This window comes from Mesorhizobium sp. M4B.F.Ca.ET.203.01.1.1 (genome assembly GCF_004791025.1).
Taxonomy (GTDB): domain Bacteria; phylum Pseudomonadota; class Alphaproteobacteria; order Rhizobiales; family Rhizobiaceae; genus Mesorhizobium; species Mesorhizobium abyssinicae.
The window spans coordinates 1-288 of sequence record NZ_SRUO01000270.1; the positions used below are offsets into that span (position 1 = coordinate 1).

At 64.6% G+C, this 288-nt stretch carries 1 protein-coding gene; it reads right to left on the reverse strand.

The window, feature by feature from the left end:
• A partial coding sequence (locus EN846_RS34640) for a hypothetical protein (RefSeq protein WP_210236169.1) occupies positions 1-288 on the reverse strand: 288 nt, incomplete at both ends.

Below are 288 nucleotides of genomic sequence, written 5' to 3' on the forward strand. Positions count from 1 at the left end.
GATGCGGCCACTGCCATCGGTCTTCGGCAGCGAGCCGAAGCGGTTGCCATACAGGGTGGTGGTCCAGTCTCCCTGGTTCCAGGTGATGCTGCCATTGGCCTTGCTGCGCCACTGGTAGTCATCCAGCGAATTGCGCATGTCGCGCTCCGGATCATCGGCGAACTGCCGGTACGTGTGTTCCAGCACCACGGTATAGGCCAGGCGCGTGGTGAAGCGGCCATAGCGGCCGGCGTCGAAGCGCCAGTTGCCCTTCAGGTCCAGGCCACGCACCGATTCGGAGGCCGCGTT